This window comes from Streptomyces sp. NPDC020965, assembly GCF_044333555.1.
In the GTDB taxonomy this organism is placed as follows: domain Bacteria; phylum Actinomycetota; class Actinomycetes; order Streptomycetales; family Streptomycetaceae; genus Streptomyces.
Genome location: NZ_JBIRRE010000022.1, coordinates 1 through 25,447, shown reverse-complemented (window position 1 = coordinate 25,447; position 25,447 = coordinate 1). Strand labels below are relative to the sequence as shown.

Sequence of the window (25,447 nt, the reverse complement as noted above, 5' to 3'; positions counted from 1 at the left end):
CCGACGCGAAGGACGCCTCCGCAGGGGGACGTTGTCCTTGGTTCACAGGGGTGTGCGCAGTGAGGTGCGGCCGTCTCGCCAGGCGGTGAGGAGGTGGTCGCCGAGCCGGGTCTCGGTCCATTCCGTGGCGTCTGCGCCGAAGGCGATGTCCTCGTCGAGGGAGGGCTCGGTTTCGAGGAGGCCGCCGACGACGTCACGGCGGACGATCTGCTCGTGGACCGCGTCGGCTTCCACGTGCTCGGCGTAGAAGTGGACGGCCGCGGAGCCCGCGCCGACCCGCTCCAGGCCGTGTGCGAGTCGTCGTGAACCGGGCGAGGAGGTGGTCTCCACCGCGGCGAAGTGGCCCACCAGCGCTCCGCGCAGCGAGCGGTGGAGTCCGAACAGGGACATGAGATTGACGCTCGTCAGCGTGGGCGCCGCGGCGTGGTCGACGTACCGTCCGTAGGTGGTGTCCAGTCCGAGGTCCGCCATCAGGTCGGCGAACAGCCGGGCGTGGACGCGTTCGGCCCGTCCGGCGCCGAACTCGTCGTACTCCACCGCCGCCATCGCGGCCTTCGCCCGGCCCGTCAGCCTCGGAATGACCCATACATGCGGGTCGGCCTCCTTCAGGTGGTAGAGGGAGCGATGGGCCGCGTACTCACGGAAATGCAGCAACTCGCCTTGGTCCTTGAGGAAATGTGAGACTCCCCTTCCGTCGACGGGTTCGACGGTGATCTCCGCCAGCGCCTCCTCCGCCGTCCTCGGCGGGCCGCTGTCGGCCCGGAGCGCGGACAGGAATCGGTGCTCCATCGCTGCCCGCAGCGCCAGTAGTCCGGGCTCCCACTCCCACTCGGGGTCGATGCCGGCGAAGCCGCGGTAGTGCAGTTCGTAGCAGAGGTAGAGAGCCAGTTGCAGATCGCCGCCGTACGGGTCCGCGACGGCTGCCGCTGCCGTCGCCGGCCCCGGCAGGGACGCTCCTACGGGCTGGGGCAACGCCTCCAGGACGGCGCGCGAGAGTTCGCCCCTGCTCTGCGGCAGTACGGGGAACGCGGTCCGGTCGGCGGCAGCCGGTGCGGGGGCGGTCATGCGGTGGGCCTCTTCTGTCGGCGGCGGTGGCTGGTGTCGCACCAGGGGAAGGTGCGGCTGCGCCGGCAGACGCAGAGCGCGACGGTGAAGCGGTCGGAGACCGCGGTGCTCCCGTCGTCGAGGACGACCTCGACCGGCCCTTCGATGAGCACCGGACCGTCCTCCGTCACCGTGACGCGGCGCGGTCGGGCAACTGGCTCATGGGTATCCGGTTGTTCAGCGGGACCGTTCGGCACGGATGATCACCAACTCTTCGTTCTCCGCACGGGCGTCGATCAGTTCCCGGTCCCGCAGCCAAGCCTGGCGCGAGCGGAGTACGGGGCCGAAGGGCACCTGACGCCGGTCGATCACCTGGGCCCGGAGCCCCGACCTCTCCAGAGCTGCCAGTGTCGGTCCTGTGCCGCACAGGGTGGAGTGCACGATCAGCAGGACGCCACCGGGGCGCAGTGAGGTGTGCGCGCTGTGGCAGATCCGGTTCAGCAGCAGTCGTCCGTCGACGCCCGCGTCCCAGGCCACCGAGGCGTGGTGGCGGCGCGGGGTGGTCCCGGGGCCGGGGACGTAGGGCGGATTGCTGACGATGAGGTCGAACCGCCGACCGCCGACCGGGGCGAAGAGATCACCGCGGAGGACTTCGACGGGTAGTCGCGCGAGCCGGGCGTTGAGTCGGGTGGCGAGGACGGCCCGGTGGGTCATGTCGACGGCGGTGACGCGGGCGCCCCGTCTGGCCGCGGCCAGGGCGAGGGCCCCGGACCCGGTGCCCACGTCGAGGACGGCGGCTCCCGGCGGCAGGTGTTCCCGCTCCAGGGCCCGGGCCAGCAGAAGCGTGTCGTGCTGCGGGGCGTACACCGTCCACGGAGCCAGCACCCGGCCGCCTCTGCTGTCGTTCCGTGTCATCACACCGAGCATGTGCACCTCGCAGCCCGCGCCCCGTCCCAGCACCGGACCCACCCGTCGGGAAAGGTCGGTCGATGCGGTGAGGGCGCTCCACGGACGTGCCTCGTACGGCACACCCGACCATTGCGTCACATTGCCGCCTGCCCGCCGAATCGGCCTTCACACGACCGCTCGGCCCGGGGCTCGCGAATCACCCCGTCTGCGGACGGGGATCCTTCCGGCTACCAGTAGTGCCGTCGACCGCCCACCGCGTGCCCCAGGGCCCCCAGGATCCACAGCACGAGGCCGATCCCTACCAGGATGATCCCGATCGTCCAGAGAACGCCGACGCCAACCACCAGGCCGATGATCAGAAGAATGAGGCCGAGGATGATCATGATGCCTCCGGTCATGGAGCAATCCCCCTGGTCCCAGGGTTGCCCGGTTCGCCCGGCCACACAACAGGAACGGGCATTCCGGCGGGGGAGCACCTCCGCTCCGCGCCTGGCGGCCCCGAGGCCCCCCGCGCCGCAGACGCGGCGCGGGCGCTCGTCTCCGGGGCCCCGGACCGTGTCGGACGGGACATCGTGGGTACGCGCCGCTGCCCCGCGCCGCCCACATATTTATTCGTACAGGGTCGTGTCAGACCCCCATGCCATGGTTTCCATGGACGCCGACCAGCGCGCCCGCCTCAGTACCGACCGCAGCCGCACGGCTGTCGAAGGGGTGCACACCATGCCCGGAACCGACACCAGCCGCACTTCCCTGGCAGCCATCGCGGCGCTTCTGGCACCCGATCGCCCAGCCGTCGCCGAGCAGGTGCTGCACGCACACGACGACCCCACGGGTTATGTCCGCGCGTACGCGGCGCGGCTGGCGGACCGGGGCATCGACGGGCCCTTCCCCGCCCTGGCCTGGATAGCACTCGTCGACGCACTTGACGAGCACCGGCTGCTCGCGGAGTTCGACTGGAAGGAGGATCCGGAGGAGATCCGGAGCCGGCTGGGCGCGCTCGTGTCCCGTCCGTCCGTGGATCCCTGGGTGCTGGTCGAGACCGAAGAAATGCTCCTGCCGACGGACGAGTTCCTCCATGCCTGCGGTCGGCACTACCGCGAGATCGGTGCCGCGCTCGTCGTTCTCGACATCGACTCCGACTGCTGTCCCGTGGTGTGTCTACGGGGCGCGCGGGTCGCGGAGTTGGTGTCGCTCGCGACCCGTGCGGGCTTCACCGCGGAGGTTCTCGGCGCGCGGTGAAATGAGTCGGGTACCACCTGCTGCCCCGCGGGTGCCGCTTCACGGCGGTGGTGGCCGTACACCGCCGACATCCCAACCGCCCTGGAGGAGCCCTAGAGGAGCCCTAGAGGAAGGGTGTATGAGCGTCGAGCCCCGACAGCACCCTGCCGTACAGCTCCAGGTTGGTGGTGGGGTTGACGAACGAGTGCAGGTTCAGGGCGTTCAGGTCCCGCACGATCCGCTGGATCGGCACCTCCCGGTGCAGGGACGAGGCACCCGAAGCGGACCCGATCAGGTCGCCGGCCTCCTTGCACAACCGCGCCAGATACCCGCACTGCGCCCTGACCCGGGCCCGCTCCTCCGTCGTGTACGGCTCACTGCCGGCCGCCTTGGATTCGATCAGCTCCACCAGGTCGGCGGCGAGCAGCTCCGCGGATGAGACCTTCATCGCGGCCTCGGCGAACTGGAGATGCGTCACCGGGGCGTCGTGCTGGCGCTCGTAGAAGGTGTACGTGATGCCCCGCTGATGGATGCGCTCGCTGAACTCCGTCAGAGCCGCCCGTGCCAGACCGAGGGCGTTCGCGGCCGTCCAGGCGCAGAACATCAGCAGCAGCGGCATCCGGTAGAAGGGGTCGGTGCTATTGCTCCGCGACGGAAACGCCCCCGCCAGCAACGGCCCCACCGGCAGGACGCGATGGGCGGGCACATGAACGCTCTCGGCAACGACGGTGTTGCTGCCGCTCCCGGCCAGACCGGAGACGTTCCAGTCGTCCAGCACCTTGAGGTCGGTCATGGGGATCGCCAGCCACAGCGTCTCCGGCTGGGCCTCCCCCGTGTCGGCCAGCGCGGTCAGCAGATGCCAGTCGGCGTCCTGACAGCCGGTCGCGAAGGGAGATTGTCCGCTCACCACATAGCCGCCGTCCACCGGAACAGCCTTCGAGCTCGGGATGAGAGTGCCACCGACCCGGACATCGGGGCTGGTGAAGATCTCATCCTGAGCCTCGTCGGGGAAGAGAGCCGCGATGAACGCACCTCCGGCCTGGATCAACGCCATGTATCCGGCCGACCCGCACGCGGCGGAGACCTCGCTCAGCGCATCGACCTGAGTCCGCAGTGAGGTCTGGTAACCCCCGTAGCGCCGGGGGATGTTCATACGGTGGATCCCGACGCCCGTGAGAGCCTCGACGACCTCGCCCGTCACCCGCCCTTGCTGATCCGCGCGCGCGGCGTACGAGCGGATGAGTGGCTGGAGCTCACGTAAGCGTTCGACGAGGTCGGTGTCCGAACGAGGTGCTGACGAACCGGCCACGGTACGACCTCCGGTCTCGGGCCACAGAAGGACCCTCACCGTGACGTCGATGCCGACGACTGTCAATGCCCCCTCAAAACGGTGAACCGTGTGGTGCCCCGCACGCCACCTCAGCGATCGCGAGTGCAGGGCCTCGCCGCTCCCGAATCGCGCAACTCACCACCCTCCGAACGGTGTCCGGACCAGACCACAAAGAGCCCACGACCAGGGATTTTCGACCCTCGCTTTACCATTCCTTGGTAATCCTTGTACCGTTGGCCGCTCACGTAACAGGGAGAGGGGCCGGGGTTGGACGTCTCAATGACCATGTGGGTGCTCACAGTTGTCGGACTGTGTGCGCTCATCGCGGCCGACTTCTTCATCGGCGGTCGGAAGCCGCATGAAGTTTCGATCAAGGAAGCGGGCGTCTGGACGATCGTCTGGATCGTTCTCGCCGTGCTCTTCGGCCTCGGGCTGCTGATCTGGGGGGACGGACAGGCTTCCGGCGAGTTCTTCGCGGGCTATGTCACCGAGAAGTCGCTCAGCGTCGACAACCTCTTCGTCTTTGTGCTGATCATGGCGAAGTTCGCGGTTCCGTCGATCTACCAGCAGCGCGTGCTGATGATCGGCGTGCTGATCGCTCTGGTGCTGCGCGCCGTCTTCATCGCCTTGGGCGCCGCCGCGATCAGCTCGTTCGCCTGGGTCTTCTTCATCTTCGGCGCCTTCCTCATCTGGACCGCCTGGAAGCTCATCCAGGAGGCGCGGGCCGGCGAGGAGGACGAAGACTGGGAGGAGGGCCGCCTGATGAAGGCCATTCAGCGGCGCCTGCCCTCGACCGACCAGTGGCACGGCACGAAGGTGTTCGTCCGCGAGAACGGCAAGCGGCTGGCCACCCCGATGCTCATCGTCATGCTGGCGATCGGTGTCACGGACGTGCTCTTCGCGGTGGACTCGATCCCCGCGATCTTCGGCCTGACCCAGGATCCGTACATCGTCTTCACGGCGAACGCCTTCGCGCTGATGGGTCTGCGGCAGCTGTACTTCCTCATCGCCGGCCTGCTGAAGAAGCTGGTCCACCTGTCGTACGGCCTGTCGATCATCCTCGCCTTCATCGGCGTGAAGCTGGTCCTGCACGGCATCCACGAAACGACGAGCCTGCATGTGCCGGAGATCTCCCTCCAGGTCTCGCTGGGCGTCATCTGCGGGGTGCTGATCATCACGACGATCACCAGTCTGGTGGCGTCGAAGAAGGCCGAGGCCGCAGAGGCGGAGTCGGCCGACAAGGCGGACACCCAGGGCTGAGACCCTCGGACAGGAGTCCGATCGCCCCCGAGCCAACGCCGGGGGCGGTCGGGCTCGTCGCGTTCGGAGCACCCCCACGGCGCGGTCCGTCCACGGCGGAAGGTGCCGGCCCCCCGGAGACGAGGCGGGTGACGTCGACGGACCCGGCTCCGGTCCGTGGTTCGGGGATGCGTGCCCACAGGGCTGCCAGTGCGATGAAGGTGGCGAGGAGGACGGCTGCTCCTGTGCGGCCTCGTGCCCAAGGGGCCCGGAACCGGACGGGGTCCTCTACGAGCGTCTTGGAGGCCACGGCCGCCGCGATGGATATGCCGAGGATGAGGGCGGTACGGCCCCAGCCGGCCGTGCCGAGGCGTTCCTCGCTGAGCATCAGATAGACGGGCCAGTGCCACAGGTAGAGGCTGTAGGAGATCAGGCCGAACCAGCGCAGGGTGGGTGTGCCGAGGACCTTTCCGAGGGGAGTGCGCGGGGCCCGGGTGAGGCAGCCGATCAGCAGGGCCGCGGCCAGTGCGTGGAGGAAGAGCCCCCCGTGGAAGAGCGAGGGGGAGTCCTGTCCGGTGGCAGTGATCCAGTAGGCGCCGATCCCGCAGGCCAGGATGAGGCTCCACCAGCCGGCCGCGCGTTCGCTGACGCGGTCCAGGAGGCGGGACGCGGGGGCGGTGGCCATGAGTGCGCCGAGGAGGAGGGAGAAGGCACGGGTGTCAGTGCCCTCGTAGACGCGGGTGGTGTCGACCGGATCGGTCAGGGCGATCATGACGATCAGTGAGAGGGCGGCGCCGGTCGCGGCCACCGCGGCGACACACCGGTCTCCGTGCCGGCCACGGGCCGCGAGGCCGATCACCAGCGGCCACAGCAGGTAGAACTGCTCCTCGACGGCGATGCTCCACAGGTGGCCGAAGACCCGGGTGTCACCGGCCTGCCAGTAGCCGACCTGATCGGCGATGAAGTGCCAATTGGTGAGGTTCGACATCACCCAGGGGGTGTCGTCGAGGGCATGGCGGAGCAGGGACGGCGGGCCGAAGGCCCACAGGAGGAGCAGCGTGCCCGCGATCGTGACGGCGAGCGCGGGAAGCAGCCGGCGTGCGCGCCGTGCCCAGAAGCCGAGGAGGTCGATGCGGCCGTTACGGGCCCGTGCCTCCCTCAGCAGCAGGCCGGTGATCAGGAATCCGGACAGGACGAAGAACAGGTCGACGCCGAGGAAGCCGCCGCTGAAATGGCCGGCGTGGAAGAACAGCACGCCCAGGACGGCGAGCCCGCGGAGTCCGTCGAGCGGTGCGATGTGCTGCCCGGCGGGCAACGGCGGGACGGTGGTCCGGGGGCGGGGGCGTCGGTGGGAAAGGGGTGTCCGGGCGGTCATGGGTCTCCGTCGGGATGGGCCGGGGGCCGCGGCGCACATGGGCCGCAGCACCCCTACGTCGGTGTCCGCTACGGGCAGGTGTCTGCGGTCGCCCGCCGGCTATGAGCAGCCGAACTTTCCGTACACCTTCTCGGCAGTCCATGTCCCGGTGGCCCACTGGCCGACCGCTGCCGGGGTGAAGGGGTAGAGCGTGTTGAGCTTCTTGCCGAACCACTGCGCGAACGCCGCCGAGCCCTGCTGGCAGGAGTGGATGCCGTCCTCGCTGCGCTGCGCCTTGGCGGCGGCGCTGTCGGTGCCCCACAGCGTTGAGGCATCGAGGAAGTGGACGGTGTCCGGATGCCGGCCGGCGACGCTCTCGGCCGACTTCGGTGCGGTGTTGATCGCGGCTGCGTGGGGCTTGTAGAAGGCGTCGATCTTGAAGGGGGGTGCGGAGACGATGACGAGTTCGGCGCCCGCGTCGTTCACGGTCTTGGTCAGGCGCTCGTAGCCGGCGCGTTGCTCCTCGGGAGTGCCCCAGTCGAAGGTGGTGATCTGGTAGGCGACGACGTCCGGTTTGAACGAGGCCAGTTCTTTGGGGAGCTTCTCCCAGGTGGGAGCGGCCATCTCGCCGATGACACCGCCGCCACCGGCGGCGGCCAGGGACATGAATTCCAGGCCGCTGGCGGTCATCGCCGCCCCGAGAGCCGGGGCCTGTGCCTCGCCGATGGAGTCGCCCATCCACAGGAGTCTGTTCGGTCCCGTGCCCTGCTTCTCACCGCTGGCGGACGACTGGTCGCCGGGTACCGCGGCTGTCGTGGTGGTGCCACCGGTACGAGCGTCGCCGGCACCACCGCAGGCGGTGAGCGCAAGCGCGCCCGTCACCACGGCGAGGGCGAGGCCGACGGTGCGCCGGCGTCGGGGGGAGGAAGAGTTCGTGCTGTTCATGACTCCAGCGAAACCGGCCGGGTGGGATGGCCGGGAGGGCTGTCGTCGTCTCGTCACGTCCTGGGATACGTGTCGGCATACGTTGCCAGCGCCCTGGTCACCGAAGCCGAAGCACCGTCCGGGCCTGCCTGTCGGCACCGCCCGGGGGGCGAGTACGTCCCGTCCGGGACGGCTCCGACGGTCCACTCGACCCGTACGGGCAACGAATTCGACCCCGCGTCGGGATCGAAGGTATCGGTGAGTGAGCGCCATGGGGCTCGGGGAAACCTGCCGCGCGCCGGCCGCCGTGTGTCAGCGCTCCTCGCTCCGGCGGAACCGGTCATCGACCGACAGCGTCCGATTGTCATCGTTTCGTCATGAAGCGCGAGGATAAGCGTCATACCCTTCGAACATCCTGGTCGAACACGCCTCGCCCAGATCGAGCAGATGGAGAAGTGAGCACCGCCCATGGCACGAGTCCTGCTCATCGAAGACGATCCCGCCGTGCAGAAAGGCGTCTCGCTCGCGCTCGGGCGCCGGGGGCATGAAGTGGAGGTCGCCGCCCGGGGCGAGACCGGACTCCTCGCCCTGGAGCGCTACCGGCCCGACCTGGTGCTGCTCGATCTGATGCTGCCGCAGATGAGCGGGCTGGAGGTATGCCGCCGGATCCGGGAGAGCAAACAGGTTCCGATCATCATCCTCTCCGCCCGGGGCGACGAGATCGACATGGTCGTCGGCCTGGAGGCGGGCGCCGACGACTACATCACCAAACCGGCCAGCGGCGGGATCATCGAAGCCCGGATGAAAGCCGTCCTGCGCCGGGTCGCCCCCACCCAGGACACCCGGGGGGCGCTGCCTCCGGCAGGAGTGGAGCGCTATGCCAACCTCACGGTGGACCGCACCACCCTGGTGGTGACCAGAGACGGCACCGAGCTGCCCCTGGCCCCTTCCGAACTGAAACTCCTGCTGTTCCTCACCTCCACCCCGGGGCAGGTCTACGGCCGGCAACAACTGTTGGAACAGGTCTGGGAGTACGCCTTCTACGGAGACGTCCGACTCGTCGACGCCTGTGTGACACGACTGCGCGCCAAGATCGAGACCCACCCGCGCCAGCCGGTGTACGTACAGACCGTACGCGGCTTCGGCTACCGCTTCGGACCGGTGGCGTGAACACCCGACTCCACCTCCCCCGGGGGCTACGGGCACGACTCGTCGCCGCCTTCCTCCTGGCCGCGGCCTTCGGCGCCCTGCTCACCGCGGGCCTCACCTTCCAGCAGGCCCGCTCGGCCATCCTGGAACGCACCCAGAACTCCGCCGTCGACGACCTGCGCACCCAGCTCGGCTCCCTCACCCCCGACCTGACCACGCCGCCCAGCAGCAAAGACCTACGCGACCTCACCCTCCAGCTCGACCGAGCCGGAGGCGCCCGGGCATGGCGCTCCACCGCCTCCTACCAGGGCGCCGATCCCGTCTCCGTCTCCCCCGACGCGCCACCAGTGCCCCGCAGACTGCGCGAAACCGTCCAGGACGAGGGCCAGGCCGCATACGAACGCACCGAACGCGACGGCCGTCCCTGGCTGACCGTCGGTACACCCGTCGCCTACACCCACGACCCGCCACCCCCCAAGGGCACGAGCAGACTCTCCGGACTGACCGTCTACGCCTCCTTCCCACTCGACGACGACCAGGCCGATATCGACGCTCTCGTCACCGCCGCCCGCACCGGAGCGATCCCCTCACTCGTCCTCGCCGTCGTCCCGGCCCTGTTCGCCGCCCGCAGTGTGCTGCGCCCGGTACGACGACTGCGCAGCGGCGCCGAACGCGTCGCCGCGGGCAGGTTCGACACCCGCCTCGACGCCGAGGGACACGACGAACTCGCCGATCTGACGCGCTCCTTCAACACCATGGCCGCGACCCTGCAGAAGGACGACGCCGAGCTGCGCCGGATGGAAGCGGGTGCGCGCCGTTTCGCCGCCGACGTCGCCCATGAGCTGCGTACTCCGCTCGCGGCCATGGTCGCCGTCACGGAGGTCCTCGACGAGGACGCCGCGTCCGGCGCCCTGCCCACCGACACCGCCGACGCCGTCCGGCTGATCAGTGGGGAGACCCATAAGATCGCCCGGCTGGTCGAGGACCTGATGGAGGTGTCCCGTTTCGACGCCAAGGCCGCCCCCCTGGACGCGGAGGATCTTGACCTGCGCACCATCGTGTCCAAAACCCTCCGGCTACGCGGTTGGGCCGACGATGAACGCGTCGGTACCGACCTGCCGACCTCGGTTCCGGTGCACGCCGACCCCCGCCGTATCGACGTCGTCCTGGCCAACCTCATCGGCAACGCCCTGCTCCACGGCAGGGCCCCCGTCACCGTCGCCGCCCGGGTCGAGCTCGACACGGCGGTCGTCACCGTCACCGATCACGGCCCCGGCATCCCCGCCGACGTACTCCCCCATATCTTCGAGCGCTTCTACAAAGCCGACGCGGCACGCACCCGCTCGGAAGGCAGCGGCCTGGGCCTGGCCATCGCCCACGAGAACGCCCGACTCCACGGCGCCACCCTGACCGCGGGCAACACCCCCGACCACGGAGCCGTCTTCACCCTCACCCTCCCGCTCGCCGCCGCCCCCCAGGAACAACCATGACCCACCACCCCCGGGGACGGCACGCCCTCCGCACCTGCGCAACCGCCCTGCTCATCGCCGCGGCCACCGGCTGTGGCATCAGCACCACCGGACCCGTGCAGGCGGGCGCACCCGCCACCGGCATCCCGCAACCCGGCACCCAAACCAACTCCGTCCGCATCTACTTCACCGACCCCTACGGCCCCCGCGCCATCACCCGCCCCACAGACCAGCCGCTCGACCCACAACACGCCCTCGACCTACTCCTCAAAGGCCCCACCCCCGCCGAACGCGAACGCGGCCTCACCACCCAGGTCCCGCCGCCGACCGGCCGGCTCACCGCCACCACGACAACCGGCACCGTCGACATCTCCCTCCCCTTCGAAGTCGCCTCGGACCTCGACGTCACAGCGGTCAGCCAGATCGTCTGCACCGCCGCCCACGCCCGGATCCCGGGCGACAGACCCGCGACCCAGGTCGACATCCGCATCCACGAGAACAACATCCGCTCCGCGAAACCGTGGACGGTCCGCTGCGGCCCCAACGGCAACGCCATGCCCGTCATCGACTGACACCCGCACGCTCACCAGTCCCCGCACCGCACGGTCGCGACGACGGACGTCGAATCGACACCGATCGTGCAGCTTGCCGTACTCAGGTGCGGTCAGGCCGCGCGACCGCCCGGCACCACGGCGCGGAAACCCCGGACCGCGATAGGAACCGGTCCCCGTCGGTGCGGTGGCCATATCCACAGATGCGCGGACCGGTTCCGGTTCACCGGGCGTGGCGGCCCGTTCAGACGAAGTTCGCCCCGGCGCGGATCAGCAGGGGGTCGTCCACCAGACTCCAGAGCGGTACGGCGTAGTTGCCCTCACCGTACCGGCCGCCGAAGTGCAGTCCCAGCACCCGGTGGTCGGTCAGGTCGAAGACCGGTGAGCCGCTGTTGCCGCCCAGGGTGGAGCAGTCGTGGGTGAGGACGGTCCGCTCGGGGAGCAGCCCGGTCGTGGTGCCCGGCTGGAGCCGTTTGACGTTGTACACATCCATGAAGATCCGGCTCATCGCGACCGGTTCATTGCGGCGGCCGTCATAGGCCGGGTAGCCGACGCAGTAGACCGGGCGGCCCGGCACATCGGGCGGGGCGACGGCGGCGACGGCGAGCGGGGTGAGGGAGTCGCCGGCGCCGCTCGGCCCCGGGGCGATCCTCAGGAGGGCCAGATCGTGATCCGGGTGGATACCGAGGACATCGACGACCTCGTACGCCACGCCGTCGCCGGCGGTGGACTCCTCGTATCCCTCCGCGGTGCTGATCCTGGCGCCCATGCCCTGTTTGAAGGTCCAGCCCGCGCCGGTGTCCCGGGCGAACTCGGCCGCCACATGGCGGTTCGTCATCACCGCGTCGGGGCCGACCGGGAACGCCGTGCCGAGCCAGTCCAGGCTCGGATGGCCCTGGACCTCCACCCGGCCGACCCGTGCGATCGAGGCGTCGATCGCGGCCCGGTGGTCGTTGAGGACCGCCCAGTCGCCCTCCTGGGGAGGGAAGCCCTGGTCCTGGACGAGGAGGGCGGGTCGGCCTTCGAGGAGGACGATGGCCTCCATGCCGAAGGACTCGTCGTCGCTGATCTCGTCCGTACGGCCGTCGGCCAGCTTCTCCAGCCCGTGCGCCCCGGCCGTGAGCACCCGGTCCCGCTCCTGCTGGGCGAGTCGGGACACCCGCTCGGCGGCCTCCTCGTCGGCGGAGAGCCCGGAGAGGTCCTCGGCGGACTCGGGCATCTCGTGCGACAGCCCCTCCCGCACGCGCCGCAGGACCTCGCGCAGATCGGTGAAGACCTGCTCCGGAGCCGTGCCCACTGGTGATCCTCCGCGGCTGCCCATGTCGTACTCCTCGGTTCAGTCCTGTTGTGCCCGCTCGATCTCGGCGTGGATGTCCGGGGTGTGGGCCGCCAGATGGCTCATGACGACGCTCATCCGCGTACCGACGTTGACGAAGGCGGTCGTCCGGCCCTGGAACATCACGTCCTCCACCCGGCGGGTGCCCCGGTGCAGCGCGACCACCTTCCAGTCGTCGTCGAGTACGGGTGATCCGGAGGAACCGCCCCGGGTGTCCGTGAAGTAGCGGACATCGTGTTCGTCCGCCGCGTAGACCAGGTTGTTGCGGAGCGCGACGCGCTTCGGCTGTCCGCCGGGGTGCTGGATGATGTTCACGGGCACGACCTCACCGTCGGTGACGGTCAGGGGGCGACTCGCGAGCCGTAGCGCGGGGTGGGTGCGCTCGGCGGTCAGCCGGAGGATCGCGTAGTCGAGTTCCCCGTCCGCCGCGACGAGTTCGCCGACCGTGGCCTCCTCGGTCTCCTCGTCGTCCGACTCGAAGTCGAACCGGGCGAGGGCGTGCCGGGCCTGGAGGTGAAGATCGCCGTCGGCGGCCAGGGGGCGCGCTCCCCCGGTGCCGGAGCGGGCGTTGACGACATGGTGGTTGGTGACCAGGAGTGTCGGCGTGATGAGCCAGCCCGTACCGGCGTGTGGGTAGCCGTTCGGCCGGGCCGGTTCACCATCCTGGTAGGGGAACACCTTGAGCCGCGCGACCGCCATCCCCGCCAGGTCGCCGCCGCGCAGGAATCCGAAGGGGACGGTGTCGTCCCGGTGGACGATCTCCTCCTTCACCTCCGCTCCCGCCGGGGGCGCCACGATCTCCGGCTCGCCCCCGGCGCTGCGCGCCACGTGGTCCAGAGCGCCCTGGAGCAGGGCGAGCGCGGCGGCCTCGGTGGTCTGGGCGACGGCGTTCCGCAGCCAGATCTCCAGCGGGACCGAGCCGTCCACGAGTCGCTCCACCTGGCTCATGTGGTTCAGGTCGGAGTGCACTTGGCGGCCGGGGGCCGCCAGCAGCGGCAGGGTGCCCCGGTAGAGCGGCATGATCCCGTCGAAGAGCAGCGGCCGTACGGTGGGGTCGGCGAGCCCGGTCTCCAGGGCCGTGTCCCGGAGGCTGAGGACCTCGTCCGGCGTCAGATAGCCGGTCATGACGGGACCTCGGGGGCGGCCCGCCGCGGGCCGGTGGTACCCGCCCCCATCGCGGCGGCGACCGTGGCCCGGATCTCACCGCTCTCGTCGGGCACGGCCAGCAGGCGCCGGGCGAGGGAGTCGATCGTGCCCCGGTCACGGGCGAGTCGCAGGATGCCGGTGGTGCTGGAGGGGCCGGAACCGGAGGGCGTATCGGCTGAGCGGTCGGACGGCGAGGTCCCAGCGGCGGGTCCCGGTGGGCCGGCCGCGTCACGCAGGATGGTCATCAGCGGCCCCAGGAGCGTGGGCTGACGAGTGGCGGCGGCCCGGATCGCGACGCCGAGGGTCTCCAGCGCCTCGTCGTCCGTGGGCAGCCCCACGACCTCCAAGGCGTGGTCGAGGGCAGCGGGGTCCCTGACGTACACCTGCGAGGCGACGGCGCGGACGAGGGCGGGCTGACCCGCCAGGACCGAGTCGGGGGTCTGGCGGAGTCTGAGGGCGAGTTGGCATTCGGGGTCAGGGGCGGGTTCGGCATCGGGCGTGGATTCCGGGGCGAACTCCGGGGCGGGGGTCGGTGCGTCGGGGGTGGGGCGGGCGTCGGTGGACGGGCTCGCGGGGTCCGGGGCCACGGGGATACCGCCGGGGGCGCGGTGCTGCCCGGGGGTCTCGGCCCCCTGTGCGGCGCGGGGTTCGGCCGCGGCGCGGCCCGCACCCCCGGCTGCCGCTGCCACGGGGGCCGGGGAAGCCGTGGCAGCGGCAGCCGCGCTCCCGAGCCGCGCCCTCGCCAGCAGCGCGCCCATCGCCTCCAGGTCCTGGCCCAGACTGACGGCGACGTCCTCCGCCTCCCTCAGATCGCGTTCGCCCGCCGCGAGATCGCCGGTGTCCTCCGAGAGCCGGGCGGAGAGCAGCAGCAGTTCCAACTGCCGTTCCCCGCAGCGCGCCTCCCGCGCCCCCGTGATCGCGTCCGCCACCGTGGCCCGCGCCTCCTCCCGCCGCCCCAGCCGGTCGAGCGTCTCCACGAACAGCGGATGCAGGAGGCTGCACGGCGTCCAGGGCCTGCGCTCCCCCAGCCGGACGAGCGCCGCCTCGTCGAAACCCTGCGCGAGCAGGTCCTCGATCTCCCGGGCGGTGATCCGCTCCCAGTCCTCCTGGTCGGCCCCGGCCAGGACATGGTCGGGGGTGTCGCCGCCGAGCTTGGCGGTGAGCAGGCCCGCCGCGCGGTGGGGCATGTCCTGCTGGGCGCCGTCGAGCAGCCGTTCCACGCCGGGGAGCCAGCGTTCCTCGACCGTGCGCGGGTTCTCGTCGAGCCGGAGCCGGTGGTAGATCTCCTCGGCGCGTGCCTCGATCCCGTCCCGGCCGGCGTAGTAGGCGACGGCCCGTCGTTCGACGGCCCGCATCACATCCGTACGGTCGCCCCCGGGAAGCCGGAGCATGATGGCACGGACGTCGGTACGGTGGCGCACGGCGTCCGGGCCGACGCGCTCCACCAGGTCCAGCCGGGAGAGTTCGCCGAAGAGACGGCGGGCCTCGTCGGCGGTGTCGACCCGCAGCCCGCAGGGCTCGGCGAGCACCTCCTTGATGATGTCGGAGGTGATGACCCGCAGGACCAGTCCGGGGCGGGCGAGCTGTCGCACCGCACGGTCGGCGATGTGGTGAAGGATGCGGTCGTAGAGGATGCCCTGGACGAGCATCTGGTCGACCCGGCGGAAGAACTCGTCGCTGCGCCGCGCGGGCAGACTGCGGAGCAGTTCGTCCGTGCCGCCCGACGTGACGCCGGACCCGTTACCCGACCCGGTGCCGGGCGCTCCGGACCCGGTACCGCTCGCCGGCACGGCCCCGGACTCCGATGCGGATGCGGATGCGGCAAGGACGGCGGCCCGCGCCGCCAGCTTGAGGCTCAGTGGATGGCCCCCGACCCGTTCGGCCAGCACTCGTGCCACAGTGGGGTCCTTGACCCCGTTCGACTCCAGGAGGCCGACGGCGGCGGCCGGGTCGAGTTCGGTGAGTTCGATCTGCGGAGGCTCACCGGGGAGCATGGGGTGGTCGGCGGCCCGGCCGCAGACGACGATCCGCGCCCGGGGGTAGACGCTCTGGAACGAGGCGTTCATCGCCCACATCCGGCCGATGACGGGCGAGGCCCGGTACTGGGCCTCCTCGAACGAATCGATCACCACCACGAACGGGGCGTCGCCCTGCCCCGCCTCCGCCACCGCTTCGACCAGGATGTCGGCGAGCCTGCGCACGAGCGCGGTCTCGTGCTCGGCGGCCAGGGTCTGGAATGCCTGCGATGAGGTGCGGCCCAGCACGGACCGGGTGGTGGCGAGCTGATGCAGTTGGGTGACCCGGTCCTGGCCTTCCCGCTGGCTGCGGGCGGTGCGCTGGCACTCCTCGACCAGGGCGTCCAACCCGGCGCGGTGTCCGGGGTACTGGACCGCGAGTTGGCGTCCCATCTCGGCGATCAGGGTGATCGGTTCGTGGACGGAGAGCGTGGGCCGCTCGAAGTCGATGTAGGCGAAGGGGAAGCCGGAGGTGTCGTCGTGGATGCTGTCGAGGAGGAATTTGGCGAGGAGGGTGCTCTTGCCCATGCCCCCGGGGCCGTGGATGGCCAGTCCGCGTGAGGGCGCGCCCGTGGGGTCCAGCGGAGCGCGGACATGGCGGCGCAGGGTGTCGAGTTCCCTGGTACGGCCCTGGAACGGTAGCCGTACGAGGCGTTCCAGCGGCTGGAGCAACCGGGCCCGCTCCAGCGTGCGTTGCAGCTCGGCCGCGTCGGGCAGCCCGGTCGTGCCCGGCACCCGGGAGAGCCAGAGCACCGCCTGGAGGATGTCGGCGAGTGCGTACGGATCGGTGGTGTGCGGCGGCGGGCGGCCGTGCAGGCAGGCCAGACAGATCCGCTCCGGGCCGGGCTGTTCATCGGGAATGGCACCGATGTTGGCCTCCAGCGCCTGCCGGGCGGTGTCGGGGCCGGGCAGCCCGCGCAGAGTGTGGTCACGGATCTCGGACTTGAGGCTCCAGAGTGCGTGGTCCTTGCCGCCGACGGTTCGGCAGTCGTCGAGGAGTTCGAGGACCGCACCTCCGGTGGGGTGGTCCTCGCCGGGGAGCCTGAGGAGCATGGGATCGAAGTGGGTGAGGAGGCACGCCGCCCGCCGATAGTCCCGTCGGATGTCGGCGACGGGCGCGGCACGGGTGTCGTCGGCGCGGAGTTCCTCGCGGAGCCGGGAGACGAAGAGGGTGAGCTTCTCGGCGGAGGCGGCGGGGAGGGAAGGGGAGGGTTCGGTGGACCCGCCCGGCTCAGAGGCTTCGGTGGACACGCCCGTCTCAGAGGGTTCGGTAGACACGGACCGCCCCCTCCGCCGCCGTACAGACCCTCCGCATATAGCCCTCACCGACGCCCTCACCGACGCCTTCGCCCGCGCTCCCGACGCCGTCCGCCGCCGCCACGGCCCGGAGCACCTCCCGTACCGCCGCGTCCACGAACGCCGCGATGGTGGCTTCGCCGGGACGGCCGCTTTCGAGCGAGGCGGGTGGTGATTCATGGAAGTACTGGTTGAAGAAGTCGCGCAGATCGTCGGGTTCGGCGATCCGCGCGGTGTCCCGGCAGACGCTTCCGCGCACGTCGTAGGGGAGTTGCCGCATGGAGGGCCCGTAGCCGAGCAGTACCAGCCGGGGCGCCTGGTCGCCCCGGACGGCGGCGTGTTCATAGATGGCGAGGGCCAGTTGGCCGATGAAGTCCCAGACCTCGGAGCTGGGGTCGAGCCGGTCGCATTCGTCGAGGACCAGCCAGAACCGGTCCTCGACGGCGGTGGCCCGGCCGACCACCCAGTGGGCCGCCTCGTCGATGGACGGCAGTAGATCATTCAGCTCGGTGGGGTTGAGCGGGGCAGCTCCCCCGCCGTCCCCGGCGCCGGGGTCGGTGACGAAGTCCGCGAGACGACGGACGACCTTCTCGGCGGTGGAGGTCCGCGACAGGGTGACGCGCGCCGGGCGGAATCCGTAGTGCTGTCCGACATGGCGGATGAACTTGTAGGTGTACGACCTACCGCTGCCCTCGTCGCCGTCGACCAGGAGCACACTCTTCTCCGGGTCGTCGACGAAACGGCGCAGCGTCTCACGCAGATCGGCGCGGTCGATGAAGACCTCGGTCCCGTTCTTGAGGACACAGGTGCGGAAGTTGTCCTGGGAGGCATGGGCGCGGCAGTCCTCACGGAGCCGGTTCTGGAATTCGATGGCCTTGGCGATATCGGGGAGGACGGCGAGCCGGTCGATGGTCGTCAGATTCTCGACGAGGGTGAGCTGACGCTCGATACTCTTGCGTGAAGCCTCCACCAACGCCCGGGCATTCTCCGTACTCACCGCGGTGAGTCGGAATGTCGAAACGAATTCCGACGAAAAACCGTGTTCGACGAGCCGGCTGTACGGGTCGGTGGTGTCGAGGAGATATTCCCGCGCCCACAGGGTGACCAGGTCCCACTCTGTTTCGGCCAACGGCATACCGCACCTACCCATCAGCGAACATCTCTCATGCTTCCACCGGGGTCAGCCTTGTGCAAGGTCGGTGAAAAGTCGCTGGAACGGCTCTCTGACCTCCCGATTCACCAGGTACTCGCGGATTCCGTGGTGATTCTCGCTGTTGTTGGGCACCAGGATCTCGGTAATGCGGTCCTCCGGTTGGTAGGCGGGCTTGAGCGTATGGTTGAGGGCCACGAGATCCCGCAGGTCGGACGTGTTGTACCAGGAGCGCACCCCGCGCGGGACGGCTGGTGGGGCCGCCAGGTGGTCCCGGATCTCGGTGACCGCGAGGGGCGATCCGAGGGTGAGGAAGAGTTCGACGTCCTGCCCGCGTTCGGCCAGTACCTCATAGGCGACCACGGAGCCGAAACTGTGTCCGATGACGGCGACCGGGGCGCCTTCGAGGTCGTCCAGTTCCCGGCGCACCACTTCGCGTATCGCCGGGCCGACGTCGCCGTAGAAATACGCGTGGACATCCTTGAACACGCATCGGACGACCACCCGGAAGACGGTTTTACGGGCCGCTCGGGGCAGCGGGAGCAATTCATCCGTCGGCGCGGTCTCCTCCGCATGTGCGAGCGCGTCGGCGAGATGGGTCATCTGGCCGAGCCAACGGCCGAAGGGGTCCCCGGTCGGTTCGACGGCGGGGCGGCCTTCCGGGTGCCCCTCCGCGGGGATGCCGGCGATGTCCGCGGGGAGGTCGAGCCGCGCCTCGGCGAGGACTCTCGCCATGAAGTCGGCGGCCGGCTCCCGATCGCCGCCGGCCATCGGTCCCTCGGTGTCCCCCACTCCACCGTCCAGCGGATCGGAACGGATATCGGGCAGCGGGGTGGCGTGTCGGAGCGAGGCCCAGTACGCCATACGGGACTGATCCGCCATGTCCCTTCCGAACAGCGCCCTGTCCCACTGGGATTTGAGCGAGTCCGCGCGGATCTTGTTCCCAATGCCGTGGACGTAGACGACGATCGGGTGCATCGTGCCTCCCGACACCGCCCTTCACGACATCTCACGACGCCTCATGGGCGCCGACGGCGGTCACCACCAGTATCGGCCGACGGCCGGGTGCCCGCCATTCGAGGACGGGCCGGGGCCGCCGCCTCTCGATCCGGGGCCGCCGCCCCTCGATGGGCGGGCCGTCCGGTGCTACGGGCCGAGGACGACGTCGTCGTACGACTCCAGAGGCTTCCAGCGGGTCTCCGGGGCCCGGCTGAGCGGCATCAGGTCGACGGCGGGCAGCGGGCCGAAGTCCAGTGCGGTCAGGTCCACGACGTCGCTGACCGGCACCTGGTAGGTCCGGAAGGCACCCAGCGGCGGCGGGTCGCCCGGCTTCGCGCCGGCGAACGCCCGGTCCGCGTCCCGGGTGAGGTCGGGGCTCTGATCGAGGACGTACGCGGTCGACGCGAGCGCGCCGCCCTGGAGGAAAGCGGCCACCTTCCAGAAGCGCAGCGGCACCTGGACGCCCCGGTAGGGCGGATCGGAGTCGTGCAGCACGGGGCCGGTGAGCACCGTCAGCTTCCGGTCGAACTGCGCCGCATGGTCGAGGAGGTAGTTCTCCAGCCCCTGCCAGAGCAGTTTTCCCTGGTTGAAGACGTCGGCCTGGGGTGCCGCGTTGGTGAAGTGGAAGGTGTCGTCATTGGCCTGGACGGCCTCCGGCCGATCGCCCCACACCGGGTCGAGGCGGCGCACCAGATGCCCCCGGTCGAGGGAGTTGTTCGCATACACCGCGTTGCCGGTCTGCCGTTCCTCGGGGAGTCGGGGGTCCAGCCGCCAGTTGTCCTCGCGGGGCACGTCGTCCAGCAGCCGCGCGCCGTCGATGCAGACGGCGGTGGCCGCGGCGAGGCGGCGATCGGGGCGGAGCACGACGGTGAAGTGGGTGTAGGGCAGGATCACGGTCTCGACATCGGGGCGGCTCGGCACCGGCAGCGGTACCGGGGGCCCGAGGAAGAGCTGGTCATACCCGGTACGGCTGGTCAGCGACGACCGGGGGCCGGCCCCGGAGCCCCCCTCCGTCGCAGAAGCGTCTGATGGGCTCATGAACGGTGGACTACCCGGTACGGGAGCGATCCGCCCGGTGCGGGGGCCGACGCCACTCCGATGGTCCTGAGCCAGTGGGCGCGGGACCGTTCAGGCGGTTGACGGCGGCGCGGGATTGAGAGGGCGGGCCGTCATGGAACGCATCCAGACGATTCCGCCACCCACCCGAAGGAGCCCCCGCATGGCCACCGGCCTCTCCCTCCACGTCGGACTCAACAGCGTCGACGCCGACCAGTACGGCGGCTGGGACGGCGCCCTCAGCGCCTGCGAGAACGATGCCCGTGACATGGCCCGGCTGGCCCGGGCGGCCGGGTTCGATGACACCAGCCTGTTCACCGCCGACGGCACGGTCGAGAACGTCACCGCCGCGCTGCGCGAGGCGGCCGGGAAGTTGAAGAGCGGCGACATCCTGCTGTTCAGCTACTCCGGCCACGGCGGACAGGTCCCCAACCGCAAGGACTCGGACGACGAGTCCGACGACCTCGACGAGACCCTCGTCTTCTACGACCGGGAGTTCCTCGACGACGAGCTGAACCGCGAGTTCGCCCGGTTCGCCGACGGCGTCCGCATCCTGGCCTTCCTGGACTCCTGTCACAGCGGCAGCGCCGTCGAACTGCCGGCGGAGGACGAGGGGAACACGCCCCGGCTCATGCCCGTCCACAAGCAGCGGGAGATCTACGAGCGGGACAAGGAGTTCTTCCAGGGGCTCCAGCGGGAGCTCCGGGCCGATCAGGACGGAACCAAGGCCGACGCGCTGCTGATCGCCGCCTGCCAGGACGATCAGTTCGCCATGGACGGTCCGGTCAACGGCAAGTTCACCGGGACGCTGCTGAAGGTCTGGCAGGACGGTGGCTTCAGCGGCGACGGGTACCGGGCCTTCCACCAGGACATCGCACGCCGGATGCCGGCGAGCCAGAGCCCGAACCTCTATGTGACGGGCCGGCCGGGCGAGGACTTCCTCGCGCAACGGCCGTTCACGGTGTGAGCGGGCGGTGGCGGATGCGGATGCCAGGGACCGCAGCGCGGCATGGTGTGGCCCTCCGCGGGCTCAGGGCTCGGCCTTCCCGGTGAGGTGGGCGAAGACATCGTCCAGCGTCGGCCGGCGCAGCGCGAAATCGGCGACGCGGATGTCCGCGTCGCGCAGCGCCGCCGTCACCGCGGCCACCTCGCTCAGACCGTCGGTGAGCGGGATGGCGACCCGTCCCCGCTCCCGGTCGACGGAGGGTTCCGCGACGAGCACCGGCCGGAGGGCGGTCAGCACCTCGCCGATGCCGGACGCCGCGTCCACGGTCAGTTCGAGCCACTCCCGGCCGACCTTGCGCTTCAGCTCGTCGGGCGCGCCGTCGGCGATCACCCGGCCCGAGTCAACCACCACGATCCGGTCGGCGAGGAAGTCCGCCTCCTCCAGGTACTGCGTCGTCAGCAGGAGGGTCGCGCCCTCGTCCACGAGTTCCCTGACCAGGCTCCACAGCGCCATCCGGCTGACCGGGTCCAGGCCCGTGGTCGGCTCGTCGAGGAAGAGCACGGGCGGGGAGGTGATCAGACAGCTCGCCAGGTCGAGGCGGCGCCGCAGCCCGCCGGAGTAGGTCCGTACGGGACGGGTGGCGACGGCCGTCAGCCCGAACCGTTCCAGCAGTTCGTCGGCGCGCCGGCGGGCGGCACGGCGGCCCAGGTGCAACAGGGATCCGAGCAGGACCAGGTTCTCCCGGCCCGTCAGGATCTCGTCCACGGCCGCGTACTGCCCGGCGAGTCCGATGCACCGCCGCACCTCCCGGGGCTGCCGGACCACATCGAATCCCGCCACCTCGGCACGGCCGCCGTCTGGTTCGACCAGAGTGGTGAGGATGTGCACGGTGGTGGTCTTCCCGGCGCCGTTCGGACCGAGCAGACCGAGTACGGTGCCGGCCGGCACGGTCAGATCGATACCGGAGAGCGCTTCGACACCCGCGTAGCGCTTACGGATGCCTTCCGCCCGGATCGCTGTCTCCACTGTGCGCACTCCCCGTCTTGTGACACCCGGTTCCGCCCGTCGACTGTCGCAGTCCGCGCTGACGCCGTGCTGATGTGAGCGGGGTCCCCACCTGGGTGGGAACACCGCGCCCCCGTACCGGTCACGCCGTCAGCCGCACCGGCAGGCCCACGTAGCCGTGGACGAAGTTCGAGTAGAGGCGCAGTGGGCTGCCGAGGATCTCGATGCGGCCGACCCGTGAGCGCAGGGCGGCGAGCATCGCGTCCACATGGGTCCGCCCCAGGAAGGCGCCGAGGCAGAAGTGGGGACCGTACCCGAAGGCCACGTGCTTGTTCGGGGTCCGGGCCAGATCGAAGCGGTACGGGTCGGGGAAGACCTCCTCGTCGAAGTTGGCGGAGCTGTTCCACAGGGTCACCACGTCACCGGCGCGAAGGGTCCGGCCGCCGATCTCGACGTCGACGAGGGCCCGGCGGCCGAAGTGCATGGCCGGGGTGGTCCAGCGCAGCACCTCCTCCACGGCGGCGCCGGGTTCGACGGCGCCGTCCTTCAGCGCCCGCCACTGGTCTGGATGGTCGGCGAGCGCGATGAGCGCGCCGATCGAGGACATCCGGCTGGATTCGTCCCCGCCGATGATCAGGCTGTAGCAGTTGAAGATGATCTCTTCCTCGCTGAGCGGCGCGCCGTCGACCGTGCCGGTGGCGAGGGCGCTGATCACATCGTCCCCGGGCCGGCGCCGGCGTTCGGCGGCGAGGCCGGAGAAGTAGAGCAGGATCTCGTTGCGGGCGAGCCACTCCTCCGTCTCGCTGTCGTCGGCGCTGGTCCGGGAGAGGGTCAGGGTGTTCCAGTGGACCAGTTGCTCGCGGTCCTCGGCGGGGACGCCCATCAGATCCCCGATGGTGTTGATGGGGATGTGGTCCGCCAGTTCGGTGACGAAGTCGAGGGTGCCGCGTTCGAGTGCCTGGTCGAGGAGCGCGCCCGTGCGCCGGTGCACGCCCGCCACCACCGGTTCCAGCACGCGGGGCGAGAACGACTTGAGCATCAGGTTGCGGATCTCCCGGTGCCGGGGCCCGTCGGTGACCGCGAGCATCTTCCGGGACGCCGAGTCCTCGCCCTGGAGCAGGGTGGCGAGGACATTGCCGCGTTCGGAGGTGAACCGCTTGTTGTCCCGGTAGACGGCCAGCACATCGGCGTGCCGGGAGAGCACCCAGAACGGGGGCGCTCCCCCGGTCGCCGGGTGCCGGTACACGGGCTGTTCGGCGCGGAACCGGGCCCACATCGCGTGCAGATCGGTCTCGATGAATGTGCGCGGATCGGTCAGGTCGATGCTCTCCAGACCGGCCGCCGTCGGTACGCACTGGGTCATGACGTCCTCCACTCTTCGGGTACGGGGCGGGCGGGGCCGCCCCCGCCAGTTCGGGCCGCCCGTCGGTGCGGGCCGCGCCGGTGTCAGGAGGCCGCGCTCCGGTAGCGGCGCAGACTCAGCAGGACGGTGACGGTGAGGACGGCGCCGAGGGAGAGGACGACGGCCCAGGAGACGTGCTGGCCAGGGAAGCCGCCCCCGGTGGCCACGGGGTTGCCCCACAGCCGTCGTACCGCGGTGACCACGGCACTGACCGGGTTCCACTCCGCAACAAGCCGCAGCCAGCCCGGCAGCCGGTCCACCGACTGGAACGCGTTGGACAGGAAGGTGAACAGCACCGTGACCAGTCCGGCGGTGACGTTGATGGTCTCCAGGTTGCGCGAGACCATCCCCAGCAGCACACCGACCCAGAGCATCACGTACATGAAGACGGCGAGCACGGCGAAGCCGGCGAGCAGGCCGAGCGGTCCGCTCGTCGGGCGCCAGCCGAGGAGCATCCCGACGCCCGTGACCACGGTGAGGCCGATCATTCCGACGGCCAGATCGCCGAGCGTGTGACCGAGGAGCACGGCGGACCGGGAGATCGGCATGCTGCGGAACCGGTCCACCAGCCCGCCGCGCAGATCCATCGCGATGGCCACCGCGGTCGGCCCGATGCCGGCGAGCCCGACCTGGGCTGCCACCCCCGCGAAGATGTACTCCTGGTAGTCGCCGCCACCGGAGATCGCCAGCGATCCCTGGAAGAGGTAGCCGAGCACGATCATCGAGACCAGGGGGTTCATGATGACGCCGATCAGCCGGCCGGGGCCCCGGCGCAGCCGGCGCAGCCGGCGGCCGGCCACCGCGGCGGACTCGACGGCGAACGCGACGGGCGCCGTGGGGCGCCGGGTGTCCGTCAGGGTCACCATGTCCGCTCCGCCCCCGGGTCGCCGTCGAGGCGTCGGAGTACGGCCGCGACCACCCGGCCGATATCGGCCTGGGGGCCGGGGTGCATCAGATACTCGTGACCGCAGTCGATCCGGTGGACCCGAAGTTCCCCGCCGACATGGGGCTCCCAGCGGCCGATCTGTTCGGTGAGTAGATCCGGCGTCCGTTCGCGAGTCGCGGTGAAGAGGTGCATATCTCCGTCGAAGCGGCCCGCGTCGAATCGCTCCATCAGATCGCCGTGGACTCGGGCGACCCGCAGGAATCTCAGTATGCCGTGCTCACCGAGTTCGCTCAGCGGATGGTTCTCCCGCCGCAGGATGTCCAGGATGTCGGCCGGGGTCACCTCGTGCCCCGTGAAGCGGCTCCGGGGGTGGCCGAGTGTCTCCAGCGCCCGCAGCAGTAGTTCCTGGTCACCCTGGCCAGCGCTGCCGCGTCCGGTGTCGCCGAGATAACCGTCCAGATTGGCAAGGAAATCGACCTCCGCCCCCGCCGCGCGCAGTTGTACGGCGATCTCGTGGGCGAGCACCCCTCCGTAGGACCAGCCGAGCAGCCGGTACGGGCCGTCGGGCCGGAGTCGCCGGACGTGTTCGACGTACTCGGTGGCGACCTCGCGGATATCGTCCGGTGGTGGCACGGCGCCGGTGGCGGCCCGTGACTGGAGACCGTGCAGCGGATAGCGACCGTCCAGGTGCTGGGCGAGCCCGACGTACGGCAGGCTGAGGCCGAAGCCGCTGTGCACGAAGATCAGCGGCGGTCGGTCGCCCGCCGGCCGGATCGGCAGCACGGGGGCGAAGGGGTCGAGCCGGGTATCGCCGGCCGATTCCATCTTCTCCGCGCGGACGGCCAGTTCGGCGACGGTCCGGTGCAGGACGACGTCCGCGACGGACAGCCGCAGACCGGCGGTCCGGGCCCGGCCTGCGAGTCTGACAGCGAGGAGGGAGTGGCCGCCGAGGTCGAAGAAACTGTCGTCGATCCCCACCCGCGGTAACCCCAACACCTCCGCGAACAGACCACACAACACCTC

23 protein-coding genes are annotated in these 25,447 nt (G+C 70.4%); 6 read left to right on the top strand and 17 right to left on the bottom strand.

What is annotated here, in order from left to right:
• Positions 1 to 42: 42 nt before the first annotated feature.
• From ACH4S7_RS36275 to ACH4S7_RS36260, 4 genes are all read right to left on the bottom strand, one after another.
• The gene (locus ACH4S7_RS36275; RefSeq protein ID WP_398525695.1) at positions 43 to 1,065 is read right to left on the bottom strand and encodes an iron-containing redox enzyme family protein; all 1,023 of its coding nucleotides are present in this window, start codon (positions 1,063 to 1,065) and stop codon (positions 43 to 45) included.
• Positions 1,062 to 1,301 (bottom strand): CDGSH iron-sulfur domain-containing protein, encoded by a 240-nt coding sequence (locus ACH4S7_RS36270; protein WP_398525694.1) that lies wholly within the window; start codon positions 1,299 to 1,301, stop codon positions 1,062 to 1,064. Before ACH4S7_RS36270 ends, ACH4S7_RS36275 begins: the two co-directional genes overlap by 4 nt.
• Positions 1,282 to 1,959: a HemK2/MTQ2 family protein methyltransferase gene (locus ACH4S7_RS36265; protein ID WP_398525693.1), complete on the bottom strand. Its 678-nt coding sequence runs from the start codon at positions 1,957 to 1,959 to the stop codon at positions 1,282 to 1,284. The genes ACH4S7_RS36270 and ACH4S7_RS36265 overlap by 20 nt, the downstream gene beginning before the upstream one ends.
• Before the next feature lie 221 nt (positions 1,960 to 2,180).
• A complete protein-coding gene (locus tag ACH4S7_RS36260) occupies positions 2,181 to 2,336 on the bottom strand; it encodes a DUF6131 family protein (protein WP_398525707.1) in 156 nt (51 codons plus the stop codon).
• A 337-nt stretch (positions 2,337 to 2,673) separates the two neighbouring features.
• On the opposite strand from ACH4S7_RS36260, the gene ACH4S7_RS36255 reads away from it, so the two are divergent.
• Positions 2,674 to 3,192 (top strand): hypothetical protein, encoded by a 519-nt coding sequence (locus ACH4S7_RS36255; RefSeq protein WP_398525706.1) that lies wholly within the window; start codon positions 2,674 to 2,676, stop codon positions 3,190 to 3,192.
• Positions 3,193 to 3,295: 103 nt separating this feature from the next.
• Here the strand turns inward: ACH4S7_RS36255 and ACH4S7_RS36250 are convergent, their stop codons facing one another.
• Positions 3,296 to 4,480 (bottom strand): acyl-CoA dehydrogenase family protein, encoded by a 1,185-nt coding sequence (locus tag ACH4S7_RS36250; RefSeq protein WP_398525692.1) that lies wholly within the window; start codon positions 4,478 to 4,480, stop codon positions 3,296 to 3,298.
• A gap of 306 nt (positions 4,481 to 4,786) precedes the next feature.
• On the opposite strand from ACH4S7_RS36250, the gene ACH4S7_RS36245 reads away from it, so the two are divergent.
• Positions 4,787 to 5,761 (top strand): TerC family protein, encoded by a 975-nt coding sequence (locus tag ACH4S7_RS36245; RefSeq protein ID WP_398525705.1) that lies wholly within the window; start codon positions 4,787 to 4,789, stop codon positions 5,759 to 5,761.
• Here the strand turns inward: ACH4S7_RS36245 and ACH4S7_RS36240 are convergent.
• Together ACH4S7_RS36240 and ACH4S7_RS36235 are read right to left on the bottom strand one after the other, a co-directional pair.
• Complete coding sequence (locus ACH4S7_RS36240; RefSeq protein WP_398525691.1) at positions 5,685 to 7,055, bottom strand: acyltransferase family protein; 1,371 nt, start codon at positions 7,053 to 7,055, stop codon at positions 5,685 to 5,687. The two genes, ACH4S7_RS36245 and ACH4S7_RS36240, sit on opposite strands and share 77 nt — an antisense overlap.
• Positions 7,056 to 7,214: 159 nt before the next feature.
• The gene (locus ACH4S7_RS36235) at positions 7,215 to 8,039 is read right to left on the bottom strand and encodes an SGNH/GDSL hydrolase family protein (RefSeq protein ID WP_398525690.1); all 825 of its coding nucleotides are present in this window, start codon (positions 8,037 to 8,039) and stop codon (positions 7,215 to 7,217) included.
• Between the two features lie 447 nt (positions 8,040 to 8,486).
• Between ACH4S7_RS36235 and ACH4S7_RS36230 the strand changes: the two genes are divergently transcribed.
• From ACH4S7_RS36230 to ACH4S7_RS36220, 3 genes are read left to right on the top strand one after another with little or no spacing between them, the layout of a single operon-like run.
• On the top strand, positions 8,487 to 9,188 hold the full coding sequence (locus ACH4S7_RS36230; RefSeq protein ID WP_398525689.1) for a response regulator: 702 nt from the start codon (positions 8,487 to 8,489) through the stop codon (positions 9,186 to 9,188).
• Complete coding sequence (locus ACH4S7_RS36225) at positions 9,185 to 10,657, top strand: ATP-binding protein (RefSeq protein WP_398525688.1); 1,473 nt, start codon at positions 9,185 to 9,187, stop codon at positions 10,655 to 10,657. Before ACH4S7_RS36230 ends, ACH4S7_RS36225 begins: the two co-directional genes overlap by 4 nt.
• Positions 10,654 to 11,208, top strand: coding sequence for a GerMN domain-containing protein (locus ACH4S7_RS36220; protein ID WP_398525687.1), 555 nt, complete (start codon positions 10,654 to 10,656; stop codon positions 11,206 to 11,208). The genes ACH4S7_RS36225 and ACH4S7_RS36220 overlap by 4 nt, the downstream gene beginning before the upstream one ends.
• 223 nt (positions 11,209 to 11,431) lie before the next feature.
• Here the strand turns inward: ACH4S7_RS36220 and ACH4S7_RS36215 are convergent, their stop codons facing one another.
• From ACH4S7_RS36215 to ACH4S7_RS36190, 6 genes are all read right to left on the bottom strand, one after another.
• On the bottom strand, positions 11,432 to 12,508 hold the full coding sequence (locus ACH4S7_RS36215; RefSeq protein ID WP_398525686.1) for a trypsin-like serine peptidase: 1,077 nt from the start codon (positions 12,506 to 12,508) through the stop codon (positions 11,432 to 11,434).
• A 15-nt stretch (positions 12,509 to 12,523) separates the two neighbouring features.
• Positions 12,524 to 13,648 carry a trypsin-like peptidase domain-containing protein gene (locus ACH4S7_RS36210; RefSeq protein ID WP_398525685.1) on the bottom strand — a complete coding sequence of 375 codons (1,125 nt, stop codon included), beginning with the start codon at positions 13,646 to 13,648 and terminating at the stop codon, positions 12,524 to 12,526.
• Positions 13,645 to 16,962 (bottom strand): AAA family ATPase, encoded by a 3,318-nt coding sequence (locus tag ACH4S7_RS36205; RefSeq protein ID WP_398525684.1) that lies wholly within the window; start codon positions 16,960 to 16,962, stop codon positions 13,645 to 13,647. The genes ACH4S7_RS36210 and ACH4S7_RS36205 overlap by 4 nt, the downstream gene beginning before the upstream one ends.
• On the bottom strand, positions 16,943 to 18,109 hold the full coding sequence (locus ACH4S7_RS36200; protein ID WP_398525683.1) for a hypothetical protein: 1,167 nt from the start codon (positions 18,107 to 18,109) through the stop codon (positions 16,943 to 16,945). The genes ACH4S7_RS36205 and ACH4S7_RS36200 overlap by 20 nt, the downstream gene beginning before the upstream one ends.
• Positions 18,110 to 18,160: 51 nt before the next feature.
• Entirely contained in the window at positions 18,161 to 19,108 is a 948-nt protein-coding gene (locus ACH4S7_RS36195; RefSeq protein WP_398525682.1) for a hypothetical protein, read from the bottom strand.
• A 168-nt stretch (positions 19,109 to 19,276) separates the two neighbouring features.
• Positions 19,277 to 20,167: a DNA/RNA non-specific endonuclease gene (locus ACH4S7_RS36190; RefSeq protein ID WP_398525681.1), complete on the bottom strand. Its 891-nt coding sequence runs from the start codon at positions 20,165 to 20,167 to the stop codon at positions 19,277 to 19,279.
• Between the two features lie 181 nt (positions 20,168 to 20,348).
• Here ACH4S7_RS36190 and ACH4S7_RS36185 point away from each other — a divergent pair, with 181 nt between their 5' ends.
• The gene (locus tag ACH4S7_RS36185) at positions 20,349 to 21,152 is read left to right on the top strand and encodes a caspase domain-containing protein (RefSeq protein ID WP_398525680.1); all 804 of its coding nucleotides are present in this window, start codon (positions 20,349 to 20,351) and stop codon (positions 21,150 to 21,152) included.
• 63 nt (positions 21,153 to 21,215) lie between these two features.
• Here ACH4S7_RS36185 and ACH4S7_RS36180 read toward each other — a convergent pair whose 3' ends face one another.
• The 4 genes from ACH4S7_RS36180 to ACH4S7_RS36165 form a co-directional block, all read right to left on the bottom strand.
• The gene (locus ACH4S7_RS36180; RefSeq protein WP_398525679.1) at positions 21,216 to 22,157 is read right to left on the bottom strand and encodes an ATP-binding cassette domain-containing protein; all 942 of its coding nucleotides are present in this window, start codon (positions 22,155 to 22,157) and stop codon (positions 21,216 to 21,218) included.
• Between the two features lie 121 nt (positions 22,158 to 22,278).
• Positions 22,279 to 23,499: a cytochrome P450 gene (locus ACH4S7_RS36175; RefSeq protein WP_398525678.1), complete on the bottom strand. Its 1,221-nt coding sequence runs from the start codon at positions 23,497 to 23,499 to the stop codon at positions 22,279 to 22,281.
• An 83-nt stretch (positions 23,500 to 23,582) separates the two neighbouring features.
• Positions 23,583 to 24,404 carry an ABC transporter permease gene (locus tag ACH4S7_RS36170; RefSeq protein ID WP_398525677.1) on the bottom strand — a complete coding sequence of 274 codons (822 nt, stop codon included), beginning with the start codon at positions 24,402 to 24,404 and terminating at the stop codon, positions 23,583 to 23,585.
• On the bottom strand, positions 24,398 to 25,447 hold a 1,050-nt coding region (locus ACH4S7_RS36165), incomplete at its 5' end, for a thioesterase domain-containing protein (RefSeq protein ID WP_398525676.1). The genes ACH4S7_RS36165 and ACH4S7_RS36170, both read right to left, overlap by 7 nt.